A 12,670-nucleotide genomic window follows, 5' to 3' on the forward strand; every position below is an offset into this window, starting at 1 on the left:
GGGATGGTGGTGTTCGAGACCGATCGGGTCGTGGTGCGTGACTGGACCGACGCGGACGGCGACCGGGTGTTCGACATCTACCGGCGCTGGGAGGTCTCCCGCTGGCTCGGCGCCGAGCCGCGGGTGATGACCGACCGCGACGCCGCGAGCAGGCTGATCGAGCGGTGGAACGAGCGCAGCCGCGAGGCGCCGTACGGCGTCTGGGCGGTGGAGGAACGGGCCACCGGGACCATCGCGGGGACCGTACTCCTGGTGCCGCTGCCCGACCCGTCGGACGGGACGGCCGGCCGCGGCGAGATCGAGGTGGGATGGCACCTGCACCCGGACGCGTGGGGGCGCGGGCTCGCGACCGAGTCGGCGCGTGGCGCGATCGAGCACGGGTTCAAGGCCGGCGTCGACGCGATCTACGCGGTGGTCCGCCCCGGCAACGTGGCCTCACTGGCGGTCTGCAACCGGCTCGGGATGCGGCCGCTCGGGTCCACCAGGCGCTGGTACGGCGCAGACCTCGAGGCGTTCCTGATCTGACGGATTGGGGTACGGCGTGCCAACCCGCGTACCCTTGCCTCCCGTGGCACTCACCATCGGAATCGTCGGACTCCCGAACGCGGGCAAGTCCACCCTGTTCAACGCACTGACCAAGAACGACGTGCTCGCCGCGAACTACCCGTTCGCGACCATCGAGCCGAACGTCGGGGTCGTCGGTGTGCCGGATCCACGGCTGGCCAAGCTGGCCGAGGTGTTCGGGTCCCAGAAGCTGCTTCCGGCCACCGTGCAGTTCGTCGACATCGCCGGGATCGTCCGCGGCGCCTCCGAGGGTGAGGGGCTGGGCAACAAGTTCCTCAGCCACATCCGCGAGTCGGACGCGATCTGCCAGGTCACCCGGGTGTTCCGCGACGACGACGTCACGCACGTCGACGGCAAGGTCTCGCCGGCCGACGACATCTCCACCATCCAGACCGAGCTGATCCTTGCCGACCTGCAGACCGTCGAGAAGGCGATCCCGCGGCTGGAGAAGGAAGCCCGGCTGAAGAAGGAGAGCGTCGCCGTCCTGGACGCGGTCCGGGAGGCGCAGAAGCACCTCGAGGCCGGTACGCCGATCATCGCCACCGACCTGGACCGGGACGCGCTCCGCGAGCTGATGCTGATGACCGCGAAGCCGTACCTGTACGTCTTCAACTGCGACGCCGACGAGCTCGCCGACGCCGAGCTCAAGCAGAAGATGCGGGACCTGGTCGCCCCGGCCGAGGCGATCTTCCTGGACGCCAAGTTCGAGGCCGAACTGGTCGAGCTCGGCGACGAGGACGAGGCCCGCGAGATGCTCACCGAGATGGGCATCGACGAGCCCGGCCTCGACGTACTCGCCCGCGTCGGTTTCGACACCCTCGGCCTGCAGACGTACCTGACCGCGGGCCCGAAGGAGTCCCGCGCCTGGACCATCAAGCGCGGCGCGACCGCCCCGGAGGCGGCCGGGGTGATCCACACCGACTTCCAGCGCGGCTTCATCAAGGCCGAGATCGTCTCCTTCGACGACCTGATCGAAGCCGGCTCGATGAACGCCGCCCGCGCGGCCGGCAAGGTCCGCATGGAAGGCAAGGACTACATCATGCAGGACGGCGACGTGGTCGAGTTCCGCTTCAACGTCTGAGGCGGAGTTGCGGTTAGGTGCCGACCAGTAGGCGGACGAAGAAGAACGATCCGAGGCCGAACGCGGCCATGGCGGCGAGTGCGCCGCCGAGTGCGGCGCGGCTGGTCTTCTCGACCGGGTACGACTCCGTGGGCTTGCCGGGGTTGACGCACACGGCCAGGGACTGATGTAGAGGCAGCGGGTGGTACCTGCTCCAGACCGTCTCGCCCTGATAGGTGCGGCCGTCCGGGCCGGCGTACTGGTAGACGCTGATGTACGAGTTGGACGTGGACAGGTCGCCGCTGGAATCCGCATCGGGAACGGCCTTGTGACCGACCACGACCGCCTGGACGTGCGGCCAGGTGCGCATCCCGAACTCGCGATGCCTGAGCTTACGCAACTGGAACACCGAGACCAGGATCACCAGCAGGAAGAACCCGCCCCAGCAACTCCACACCACGGTCTGAACGGTCGTCATGAACAGGTCTTCTCTCCGTCGGGGCGGTTGAGGTGAGGTCAGAGGGGGCCGTACGAGGCGTTACCGACAGGGGGTCGCCAGGTGACGAGGTCCTGTTCGAGCAGGGCACGAAATCCCGTGTCGTTCGTGGCCTTACGGCGGAACGTCTCCCGGGACCGACCCATGATCGTGGCAGGCACCACAATGCAGGCCGTCAAGAACAGCATGATGAGAACGTAGGTACCGATCAACGCGGTCAGCATGGACTTCCCCTGCCCGGGTGCGACGGATGCAACCCCCGCACCGAGGGCGACGCCGAAGAAGGCGAGCATGCTGAGGCCGCCTCGTGCCGATCCGGGACCGCGCGCGATCAGGGTGCGTGTGGTGTCGGGAAGCCGGGATCCGACTCGGCGGCATCCGAGGACTCCGAGCACCACGAGCGTCGCTCCGAGAACTCCGAGGACGACGAGCGGCGCGAGGCCGCCGCCCAGCGCGGCGACGAAGATTCCGGCGAGGACGAACACCGCGCCGGCCCCGATTCCCGCTCCCCAGGCTGCTGTCAGGGTGCCCTGGGTGTCGGCCAGTTCGCGCAGCCGAGAGGGCAACTCCGGTGGGACCGGACGAGCCAGGTCCGGCGACAGCCAATACTCCAGCGGCCGCCCCGGTGGGTCGGCAGGCAACCGCCATGACTGGCCGGTCATCTCCCGGTCTCCTTGTCCTTGGCGACGTACCGGACGAGCAAGCCGAGTACGCCGAGAACCATCGCGAGGCCGAAGACGCGGGAGCCCCAGAGCGCCCAGGCGACGGTGCTGTTGCCGGTGATCGCGAGGACGATGACGTCATAGGCTCCGGCGTACGACGGCCAGCCGCCGGGTGCGCCCGCGAGGGCGACGACCGAGCAGGTGATCCAGCCGGCCCAGGCTCCGAACAGGCAGCACAGCGCTGTCCTCGTCGCACGGCTGGTCCGCCGGTGCGGGGTGCCACGGTCTGGTGGCGTGCCCGCCTCGTTCGTTGTCACGCGCCGTCCCTTCAGGGGCCATGAGTTGCACGACGAACGCCGCGCGGACCATCGACGACCGGGCGGCGACCCGGTTGGCCGGGCTTGCGGTTGGACGCGGTCAGGAGACCAGGCGTTCCGGTTGGGTGACCTCGGACCAGAGGGTGTCGAGGGAGAGACCGAGGACGTCGGCGATGGCGGCGATGGTGGGGAAGGCAGGGGTGGCGACCCGGCCGGACTCGATCTTGCGGAGGGTTTCGGGGGAGACACCGGCGGCGAGGGCGGTCTGGAGCATGGAGCGGTTGCCGCGGGCGCGGCGGAGGAGGACGCCGAGGCGCTCGCCGCGCTCGACTTCCGCGGGGGTGAGCGGGAGCCTGACCATGATCCGATAATAGTACCGGGATAATATGGCCGGTATAGTTATTGCATGATCGAGATCCTGGACACCCGTGAGTTGGCGCAGGCGAAACAGACCGGCGCGCTGGTCGGCGGCATCCTGCAGGACCTGAAGGGCCGCACCGCGGTCGGGACGAACCTGCTGGACATCGACCAGTGGACGAAGGAGCTGATCGTCGGGGCCGGCGCGCAGTCGTGCTACGTCGACTACGAGGCGTCGTTCGGGCGGGGGCCGTTCGGGCACTACATCTGTACGGCGGTGAACGACGCCGTGCTGCACGGCAAGCCGTCCGACTACAAGCTCGCCGACGGGGACCTGCTGACGCTCGACCTGGCCGTGTCGCTGGGCGGGATCGCGGCGGACGCGGCGATCAGCTTCGTCGTCGGTGAGAACGCCGCGCCGGAGGATCTGGCGATGATCGACGCGACCCGGCGGGCGCTCGACGCGGGCATCGCGGCCGCCGTACCGCGCGCGCGGGTCGGCGACATCTCGCGCGCGATCGGCACCGTGCTCGGAGCGGCGGGGTATCCGATCAACACCGAGTTCGGCGGGCACGGGATCGGGTCGACGATGCACCAGGACCCGCATGTCGCGAACACGGGCCGTCCGGGGCGCGGGTACAAGCTGCGGCCCGGTCTGCTGCTCGCGCTGGAGCCGTGGGTCATGCAGGACACCGCCGAGCTGGTCACCGACGAGGACGGCTGGACCCTGCGCAGCGTCACCGGCTGCCGCACCGCCCACACCGAACACACCATCGCGATCACCGCCGACGGCCCCGAGATCCTCACGAGGGCGTGATGCTCACACCGATCCTCGCGACCCCTGATCCGTACGCCGCTGCCGACGAGTTCGTCGCCAACGGGTGGACGCTCGCGTACGCGACCCCGAAGGACTCCGGTGACCGGATGGCCGTCGTCGAGCTGTACGGCGGGCAGGTGATGCTCGGCGTCGACACCGAGCAGTTCCTGCCGGCCGCGGCCCGCGAGCACCGTGGTGCGGGCGTGCAGTTCTACGTCGAAGTTCCCGCCGACGTGATCGATGCGGTGCATGCCACGCACCGGGATCCCGGGCCGATCGAGCCGCGCGCGTGGGGCGTGCGGTCCTTCGTGGTGCGGCTGGCGTCGTACAACTTCATGGTCGCGACTGCCCAGGGTGCTGCCACTGGGTAGGGTGTGAGGAATATTGTCGACCATCGGAGGAGTCGGCGGGTGCCGGTGCAGGACGGGCAGTCTCTGGGGGCGCGGTTCCGGTCGTTGGGGCATCACGCTGCCGAGGAGCTTCGGGAAGCGATCATCGACGGGGAGCTCGCGGCCGGGGAACGGCTGGTCGAGCGGGACCTGGCGGCGCGGCTCGAGGTGTCGCGGATCGTCGTCCGGGACGCGTTGCAGCAGCTCACCAACGAAGGGCTGGTCGAGCTGCTCCCGCGGCGCGGTGGGGTCGTCACCGCGCTGACCGCGCAGGACATCCTCGACCTGGTCGAGGTCCGGGCGAGCGTCGAGGTGCTCGCGGCCCGGCTGGCGGCGGTACGGCGTACGGACGCTGACCTGGAGCGTCTGCGCTCGGCGATCGAGGGCGCCGCCGCGGCGGTCGGGCTGAAGGATCAGCGCGCGGCCGCGCGGGCGAACGTCGCGTTCCACGAGGAGCTGGTGCGCGCGTCGGGCAACGCGCTGCTGGAGTCGATCGTGCTCGGGTTCAGCAGCCGGCTGCGGCGGATGTTCCAGCTCACCCGGCGCCTCGACACCGACCGGATGGCCGACCACCAGGCCCTGTACGACGCGGTCGCGGCCCACGACCCCGACCGCGCCGCCGAGGTCGCCCACCACCACATCCTCACGACGGCCGCCGACACCCTCACGGCCATCGACGAACCCCGCGACCGACTCACCGCCATCACCACAAACCTCTGAACCACCGCCGAGACTCGGTCAGGGTTTGGTGGGGTAGTACTCGATGGCGCCGGGGACTTCGGGGCGGATTTCGGTGCCGGTGGTGCGGGCGAGGAGTTCGGGGAGTTTGTCGAGGGGGCCGATCAGGGCGCGGCCGCCGCGTTTGGCGAAGCGGATCGCGGCGTCGACCTTCGGCTGCATCGAACCTTCCTCGAACGGGAACTCGGCCAGCGCCTCTGGTGTCGCGGACCTGATCGCGCGCTGGTCCGGCGTACCCCAGTCGACGTACACGGCGTCCGCGTCGGTCAGCATCACGAGTACGTCGGCCTCGATCTCGGCGGCCAGTACGCCACTAGCGAGGTCCTTGTCGACGACCGCCTGGCTGCCGAGCTGCCGGCCGCTCGCGTCGACCCGCACCGGTACGCCGCCACCGCCCACGCACACCACCAGGTGGCCCAGGTCGAGCAGCTCCTTGATCACCGGCGTCTGCAGGATCCGGATCGGCATCGGCGACGGCACCACCCGGCGGAACTGCGAGCCGTCCCGGGCGATCGTCCAGCGGTACTCCGCGGCGGCCTCGGCGGCGTCCTGCGCGGAGTACTGCGGGCCGATCAGCTTGGTCGGCCGCTCGAACGCGGGGTCCTGCTCGTCGACCTCGGTGTTCGTGATCAGCGCGACGATCTGCCGGTCGCCGCCGAGTGCATTGGTCAGCTCCTGCTGGACGACGTACCCGATCATGCCCTGGGTCTCGGCGCCGAGGATGTCCAGCGGGTACGCCGCGACGTCGGAGTACGCCAGGTTCTGCAGCGCGAGCAGGCCGACCTGGGGCCCGTTGCCGTGGGTGATGACGAGTTCGTGCTCCTGCGCCACGGCGGCGAGGGTGACGCACGAGCTGCGCACGTTCTTGCGTAGGTAGTCGGCGGTCATCGGCTCGCCCCGACGGGCGAGCGCGTTGCCTCCGAGCGCGACGACGATCCGCACGTTCGGGTCCTTTCAGCGGGTGGTGATGCGTCCAGGTTGCTCCCTGGCGCAGCTCCAGCATAGGTGAGATTGGTATATGGTCTACCATCGACCAAGATTCCGGCTACCTCTGAAGGTCCCCTCCGCCATGAGCACCCGCACCGCACGCACGCTGACCGCGCTGAGCGCGGACGGGCTGCTGCTCGACGCGCTCGGCGCGGCCGTGGTGGGTGGAGAGGTGCACAGCGTCTTCGAGCGGGTCGTGAACTTGATCACGCCCGACGGGTGGTTGATCACGCTCGCTGCCCGGACGCTGGACGACGCTCCCAACACCGCTCGCGTCGACGAGGCCTCGTGGACCGACGTACGTGCGGGCGAGCTGTTCACCGCCGAGCACGGGCGGCTGGAGGTCGCCGGCCTGACGGTCGACCTGCGGCACGCGAACCGTTGGCAACCACAGCTCCCACTCCTGGTCGCAGCGTCGTGCGAGCCCGCCGTGGTGACCCTCGACGAGGTGCTAGGGGCAGTCGGCGTTGCCGGCGGAATGGTTGCGGTGGGGGCGACCGCGTTCGAGCGTGAGCAGGCTCGCCTGTTGCGGGAACACTCGGCCGGCGTGGTCGAGGCGCTGCGTCTCGGCGATGCGGCCGCGGTTGCCGTACATGTACTGGGGTTGGTCGGCCTGGGACCGGGGCTGACGCCTTCGGGGGACGACTTCTTGACCGGGCTGCTGCTGAGTGCGGCGTCGGTCCGGCGGCTGCTGGCTCCGGCGGTCGTCGATCAGGTCCACCGGACCACCGCGGTCAGTGCGGTCACGCTGACGGAGGCGGCCCGCGGCCGGGTCCGGCAGTCGCTCGCCGACCTTCTCCACGCCGTTGCCAACGGCAACCAGCCGGCCGTCCGTACGGCCGCCGTGAAGGTGTTCGCGATCGGCCGGACGTCGGGCACGGACATCTTGTCGGGGGTGCGGGCCGGCCTGCACCTGGAACTACTGCTGAGAGGTTCAGCGTGAGTATCACCGTCGTACGCAAGAACACCTACTACGACTCCGTGTCGCTGATGTCGGTCTCCACGCGGGCCAATCAGCTGGACGGCGTGCACCAGGCCTTCGTCGCGATGGCCACCGAGATGAACAAGGAGGTACTGCGCAACCTCGGCCTGCTCACCGCGGAGCTGGACGCGGCCGGCGGCGGCGATCTGATGATCGTGCTGGACACCGCGGACGGCGTCGACGACGACGCCACGCTGGTCGCCGTGGACGAGTTGTTCACCGCGAAGAAGCGCGCGTCCGGGCAGACCGAGAGCTACCGCACGATCGACGCCGCGGCCCGCAACCGCCCCGGCGCCAACCTCGCGGTGATCGCGGTCGCCGGCACGTTCGCCGCCCGCGAGGCCCGCAAGGCGCTGGAGAACGACCTGCACGCGATGGTCTTCAGCGACAACGTCAGCATCGAGGACGAGGTCGCGCTGAAGACACTTGCCCACGACAAGGGCCTGCTGATGATGGGCCCGGACTGCGGTACGGCGATCATCGACAACGTCGCGCTCTGCTTCGGGAACGCCGTCCGCCCCGGCACGATCGGCATCGTCGCCGCGTCCGGGACGGGCAGCCAGGAAGTGAGCGTACGGGTACACGCGCTCGGCGGCGGGGTCTCGCAGCTGATCGGCACGGGCGGCCGTGACCTGAGTGAGCAGGTCGGCGGCGTGATGATGATCGACGGCCTCCGGGCGCTGGCCAAGGATGCCGGTACCGACGTGATCGTGCTGATCTCGAAGCCGCCGGCGCCGTCGGTGGAGCAGAAGGTGCTGGCCGAGATCGCCGGTGCGGGCAAGCCGGTCGTGGTCTGCTTCATCGGCGGATCGCAGGACGCGGTCGTCGCCGCGGGCGGGACCTTCGCCGCGAACACCGACGAGGCCTCGCGGGCCGCGGTCCGGCTGGCCGGGATCGACGTACCGGACGAAACCCCGGAGCCGGTCGACGTCGAGGCGATCCGCGCGAAGCTCACGCCGGAGCAGCGCTACATCCGCGGGCTGTTCTGCGGCGGGACGCTCTGCGACGAGGCGATGTACGCCGCGCTCGAGGTCTTCCCGGACGTGTACAGCAACATCCAGAAGGACCCGGAGCGGAAGCTCGACGCCTCGAGCCGGAGCGTGGCGCACACGTTCCTGGACTTCGGCGACGACGACTTCACCAACGGCCGGCCGCACCCGATGATCGACCCGACGCTGCGGATCGCCCGGCTGCTCGAGGAGGCGAAGGACCCCGAGGTCGGCGTGATCGTGATGGACTTCATCCTCGGTTTCGGCTCGCACGAGGACCCGGTCGGCGTCCTGCTGCCCGCGATCGCCGAGGCGAAGGAACTCGCCGCCGCCGACGGCCGGCACCTGGAGATCGTCGGGTACGTGCTCGGCACCGACCGGGACCGCCCGGAACTCGGTGCACAGCTGGAGAATCTGCGGTCGGCCGGAGTCACGGTCGCCGCCAGCAGCGCGTCGACCGGACGGCTCGCGCGCGCCATCGTCCGGAAGGGAGACGACGCATGAGTGGGATCGAGGAGCTGTTCGCGGCCGACCTCGAGGTGGTCAACGTCGGCCTGCAGATGTTCGCCGACGACATCACCGCGCAGGGAGCGGCGGTGACGACGCTGGACTGGACCCCGCCGGGCGGCGGCAAGGCCGACGTCGTCGCGGCCCTGAACACCTTGGAGGACCCGGAACTCGCGGCGCGGATCGAGGCCGCGAACGCCGAGGCGGTCGAGCGGATCACCAGCTCGCAGCCGATGCTGGCCGGGTTCGGCAAGGCGATCGACGTGGTGCCGGGGATGACGCCGACGACGATCCTGCACGCGGGTCCGCCGATCGAGTTCGAGCGGATGAGCGGCCCGATGAAGGGCGCGGTCACCGGTGCGCTGGTGTTCGAGGGCCTCGCCGCCGACCTGGACGAGGCGGCGAAGGTCGCGGCGTCCGGGCAGATCACGTTCGCGCCCTGCCACGAGTACGGTTGCGTCGGGTCGATGGCCGGCGTGACGTCCGCGTCGATGTACATGCACGTCGTCGAGAACGCGACGTACGGCAACAAGGCCTTCACCAACCTCAGCGAGCAGCTGTCGAAGGTACTGCGGATGGGCGCGAACGACGCGTCCGTGATCGACCGGCTGGTCTGGATGCGCGACGTACTCGGGCCGATCCTGAAGGAAGCGCTGGAGATCGGCGGCCCGATCGACCTGCGGCTGATGCTGTCGCAGGCGCTGCACATGGGCGACGAGTGCCACAACCGCAACGTCGCCGGCACCACGCTGCTGATCCAGGCGCTCGCGCCGATGATCCTGCAGACCAGCTTCACGACCCAGCAGAAGAAGGAGGTCTTCGACTTCGTCGCGAGCTCGGACTACTTCTCCGGGCCGACCTGGATGGCGATGGCGAAGGCCGCGCTGGACGCCGCGCACGGGATCGAGTACTCGACGGTCGTCACCACGATGGCCCGCAACGGGGTCGAGTTCGGCATCCGGGTCAGCGGGATCGGCGGCAACACCTGGTTCACCGGGCCGGCCCAGCCGGTGATCGGGCCGATGTTCGCCGGGTACAAGCCCGCGGACTCCGGGCTGGACATCGGCGACTCGGCGATCACCGAGACGTACGGGATCGGCGGGTTCGCGATGTCGGCGGCGCCGGCGATCGTCGCGCTGGTCGGCGGCACCGTCGACGAGGCGGTCGAGTTCACCCGGCGGATGGGTGAGATCACCACCACCGAGAACAAGAACGTGACGATCCCGCTGCTCGACTTCCAGGGTGTGCCGACCGGGATCGACGTCCGCTCGGTCGAGCTGACCGGGATCCTGCCGGTGATCAACACCGCGATCGCGCACAAGGAACCCGGCATCGGGATGATCGGCGCCGGCATCACCAACCCGCCCGTGGACTGCTTCGACCAGGCCGTCGTCGCGCTCGCGGACCGGTACCGGCGAGGCGGGAACGATGACTAGTTCGGTCGACGACAAGCAGGGCGGGCTGGAGTCGGAGTTCGAGCACAGCCCGGTGCCGCAGTCGCACCGCAAGGGCCTGGCCACGGTAGCCGCGGTCTGGTTCGGGTTCCCGATGATTCTCACCAACGCCGTACCCGGTGGTGTGGTGGTCGCGATGCTCGGCTTCTGGAAGGGTCTCGGCGCGATCGCGGCCGCGAACCTGGTGATGCTGCTGTACGTCGGCCTGCTCAGCCACCGCGCGGGCAGCACCGGCCGGAGCTTCGCGCTGCAGGCCACCGAGACGTTCGGCAAGGTCGGGTACGTCATCGCGTCCGGGTTCCTGGCGACGATCGTGGTCGGGTGGTTCGCGTTCAACACCGGGGCGACCGGCGCGACGCTGAACAGCTCGTTCGGCTGGAACAAGGACGTCGTGATCGTGGTCGCGGGGCTCGCGTTCATCGCGATCACGTACGCCGGGATCCGGGCGCTGTCGTTGCTCGGGGCGATCGCCGCGCCGTTGTTCATCCTGGTCGCGGTGATCGCGCTGGTGATCGTGGCCCGGAGCAACGATCTCGGGAAGGTGTTCGGCTACCAGGGGGTCGGCGGCGGGGCGATGACGTTCGGCGTCGCGGTGTCGGTGATCATGGCGACGTTCGCGGACTCCGGGACGATGACGGCGGACTTCACCCGGTGGTCGAAGAACGGCCGGGAAGCGGTGATCGCGTCGGCGACGGCGTTCCCGGTGGCGAGCATGATCGCGCAGGTGACCGGTGGGCTGGTCGTCGCCGCCGGGGCGATCGCGGATCCGGCGACGGACGGCGGGAACTTCCTGCCGATTCTCACCCACGGGCACGGGGTCGCGCTGAGTGCGTTGGCGGCGGTGTTCGTGTTCGTCAACCTGGGGTCGGTCTGCAGCCACTGCCTGTACAACGGTGCTGTTGGGTGGTCCCACATTCTGCGGGGGCGGATGCGGATCGTGACGCTCGTGCTCGGAGTTGTGGGGCTGGTCGTCGCGCTGGCCGGGGTGTGGAGCTTCTTCCTCAGCTGGTTGGTGATTCTCAGTGTGTTCGTACCGCCGTTGGGTGGGGTGCTGATCGCGGATCAGTTCCGCCGGCACGGGCCGCGGGACGAGACGTTCCGGCCGACGGCGTTCATCGCGTGGGCGATCGGGGCGGGCGGTGCGGCGCTGGTGCACTGGGTGGTGCCGCAGTTCTCGGACGCGGTGACCGGTTTGGTGGTCGCGATCGTCGCGTACCTGGTGATCGAGCGGGTCCGGGTTCAGGCCTGACGGTGCTGGTCCGCGAGGTGCTGGGCGGCTTCGTGGACCAGCGTGACGAGTTCCTTCGGTGCGACGACCTGGGCGGCGCCGGCTTGGGCGAGTACGGCGGCTTGGGCTTCGTACGCGTTCTCGAGGTCGGCGTGCACGATCCACCAGCCGTTGCCGGTCGGGAGCATCGGCTGGGTCGGGCGGAACCGGCGTACGGCGTGGTCGCGAACCTTGAGCACGATCGGGTACGACGGGCGGGAGGCCTGGAACTCGCGCTGGGACCGGGCCCAGTAGGCGGCCAGGTCGAAGCCGGGCGGTCTCGTGAAGGTGTCGGTGGTGAGTTCGGCCGACGTCAGGCGGGACAGGCGGTAGGTGCGCAGGCGACCGTCGGTGCGGGCTGCCACCAAATACCAGGTACGCGCCTTCGCCACCAATCCCAACGGTGCGACCGCAAACACCCCGCGCCCGGCGCGCTCCGCGCGCCCGGTCGCGGGGGTGGGGGCTGCGGGTGTCGCGGGGGTGGGGGCTGCGGGTGTCGCGGGGGTGGGGGCTGTGGCAGGTGGGGTGGTGGGGGTGGGAGGGGCGCCGTAGGTGATGTTCAGGTGGCGTTGTTCCCAGAGTGCTTGGCGGCAGAGGGAGAGCCAGCGGGGGGTTTCGCGGTGGTCGTCCCAGCCGGCGTGGTCGATGAGGAGGCGTTGGCGGGCGTATTCGGCTTCGCGGCGGGTGCCTTCGGGGAGGGAGGCGATCAGTTTGGTGACGGCCAGGTCGCTGGAGGCGTCGAGGCCGAGGTCGGCGAGGACGTGCGCGGTGGCGCCGACGAACACCGACATGACCTCGGACGGGGTGAGGCCGGTCAGGCGGGTGCGGTAGTCGGGGAGCAGCGCCCATCCGCCGCCCCGGCCGCGGATCGAGTACACCGGCACCCCGGCGAGGCTAAGGACCTCGAGATCGCGCTGGATCGTCCGCGGCGACACGTCCAGCGCCTGCGAGAGCTGGTCGACCGTCGTCTGGCCGCGCGTCTGCAGGTGCAGGAGCAGCCGGAGGAGCCGTTCCGCGCGCATCTCCCGAGTATCGCAGGAAAATAAGTCACAGCTGGGCGTCTTTTGTTCCTACGGTCGGCGAC

15 protein-coding genes are annotated in these 12,670 nt (G+C 69.8%); 9 read left to right on the forward strand and 6 right to left on the reverse strand.

The annotated features are described in order from the left end of the window. Positions 1-3: 3 nt before the first annotated feature. Both ACQHIV_RS39465 and ychF read left to right on the forward strand, forming a co-directional pair. Entirely contained in the window at positions 4-525 is a 522-nt protein-coding gene (locus ACQHIV_RS39465; RefSeq protein ID WP_427889460.1) for a GNAT family N-acetyltransferase, read from the forward strand. 43 nt (positions 526-568) lie between these two features. After that, positions 569-1,645 (forward strand): redox-regulated ATPase YchF, encoded by a 1,077-nt coding sequence (ychF, locus tag ACQHIV_RS39470; protein WP_427889462.1) that lies wholly within the window; start codon positions 569-571, stop codon positions 1,643-1,645. 13 nt (positions 1,646-1,658) lie between these two features. Here ychF and ACQHIV_RS39475 read toward each other — a convergent pair whose 3' ends face one another. The 4 genes from ACQHIV_RS39475 to ACQHIV_RS39490 form a co-directional block, all read right to left on the reverse strand. Further along, complete coding sequence (locus ACQHIV_RS39475; RefSeq protein ID WP_427889463.1) at positions 1,659-2,102, reverse strand: hypothetical protein; 444 nt, start codon at positions 2,100-2,102, stop codon at positions 1,659-1,661. Positions 2,103-2,140: 38 nt separating this feature from the next. After that, entirely contained in the window at positions 2,141-2,782 is a 642-nt protein-coding gene (locus ACQHIV_RS39480; RefSeq protein WP_427889465.1) for a hypothetical protein, read from the reverse strand. After that, entirely contained in the window at positions 2,779-3,099 is a 321-nt protein-coding gene (locus ACQHIV_RS39485; protein ID WP_427889467.1) for a hypothetical protein, read from the reverse strand. Before ACQHIV_RS39485 ends, ACQHIV_RS39480 begins: the two co-directional genes overlap by 4 nt. 100 nt (positions 3,100-3,199) lie before the next feature. Then, positions 3,200-3,460, reverse strand: a complete 261-nt coding sequence (locus ACQHIV_RS39490) for a helix-turn-helix transcriptional regulator (RefSeq protein WP_427889468.1) — start codon at positions 3,458-3,460, stop codon at positions 3,200-3,202. A gap of 45 nt (positions 3,461-3,505) precedes the next feature. Between ACQHIV_RS39490 and map the strand changes: the two genes are divergently transcribed. The 3 genes from map to ACQHIV_RS39505 are packed head-to-tail and all read left to right on the forward strand — an operon-like array spanning position 3,506 to position 5,382. After that, positions 3,506-4,273 carry a type I methionyl aminopeptidase gene (gene map / locus ACQHIV_RS39495; protein WP_427889470.1) on the forward strand — a complete coding sequence of 256 codons (768 nt, stop codon included), beginning with the start codon at positions 3,506-3,508 and terminating at the stop codon, positions 4,271-4,273. Continuing rightward, on the forward strand, positions 4,273-4,644 hold the full coding sequence (locus ACQHIV_RS39500; RefSeq protein ID WP_427889472.1) for a hypothetical protein: 372 nt from the start codon (positions 4,273-4,275) through the stop codon (positions 4,642-4,644). The genes map and ACQHIV_RS39500 overlap by 1 nt, the downstream gene beginning before the upstream one ends. Before the next feature lie 39 nt (positions 4,645-4,683). Then, on the forward strand, positions 4,684-5,382 hold the full coding sequence (locus ACQHIV_RS39505; RefSeq protein WP_427889474.1) for a GntR family transcriptional regulator: 699 nt from the start codon (positions 4,684-4,686) through the stop codon (positions 5,380-5,382). Positions 5,383-5,400: 18 nt separating this feature from the next. On the opposite strand, the gene ACQHIV_RS39510 is transcribed toward ACQHIV_RS39505, so the two are convergent. Then, positions 5,401-6,342, reverse strand: coding sequence for a carbamate kinase (locus ACQHIV_RS39510; protein ID WP_427889476.1), 942 nt, complete (start codon positions 6,340-6,342; stop codon positions 5,401-5,403). A gap of 127 nt (positions 6,343-6,469) precedes the next feature. Here ACQHIV_RS39510 and ACQHIV_RS39515 point away from each other — a divergent pair, with 127 nt between their 5' ends. The 4 genes from ACQHIV_RS39515 to ACQHIV_RS39530 are packed head-to-tail and all read left to right on the forward strand — an operon-like array spanning position 6,470 to position 11,568. Beyond that, positions 6,470-7,330: a DUF2877 domain-containing protein gene (locus tag ACQHIV_RS39515; RefSeq protein WP_427889477.1), complete on the forward strand. Its 861-nt coding sequence runs from the start codon at positions 6,470-6,472 to the stop codon at positions 7,328-7,330. Then, complete coding sequence (fdrA, locus tag ACQHIV_RS39520) at positions 7,327-8,862, forward strand: acyl-CoA synthetase FdrA (RefSeq protein WP_427889479.1); 1,536 nt, start codon at positions 7,327-7,329, stop codon at positions 8,860-8,862. Before ACQHIV_RS39515 ends, fdrA begins: the two co-directional genes overlap by 4 nt. Then, entirely contained in the window at positions 8,859-10,301 is a 1,443-nt protein-coding gene (locus tag ACQHIV_RS39525; RefSeq protein ID WP_427889481.1) for a DUF1116 domain-containing protein, read from the forward strand. Before fdrA ends, ACQHIV_RS39525 begins: the two co-directional genes overlap by 4 nt. Then, positions 10,294-11,568, forward strand: coding sequence for a cytosine permease (locus ACQHIV_RS39530; RefSeq protein WP_427889483.1), 1,275 nt, complete (start codon positions 10,294-10,296; stop codon positions 11,566-11,568). The genes ACQHIV_RS39525 and ACQHIV_RS39530 overlap by 8 nt, the downstream gene beginning before the upstream one ends. On the opposite strand, the gene ACQHIV_RS39535 is transcribed toward ACQHIV_RS39530, so the two are convergent. Beyond that, positions 11,559-12,608, reverse strand: a complete 1,050-nt coding sequence (locus tag ACQHIV_RS39535) for a helix-turn-helix transcriptional regulator (protein WP_427889484.1) — start codon at positions 12,606-12,608, stop codon at positions 11,559-11,561. The genes ACQHIV_RS39530 and ACQHIV_RS39535 overlap by 10 nt on opposite strands. Positions 12,609-12,670 lie beyond the last annotated feature (62 nt).

The sequence above is a fragment of the Kribbella polygonati genome, assembly GCF_050320105.1.
Lineage (GTDB): Bacteria > Actinomycetota > Actinomycetes > Propionibacteriales > Kribbellaceae > Kribbella.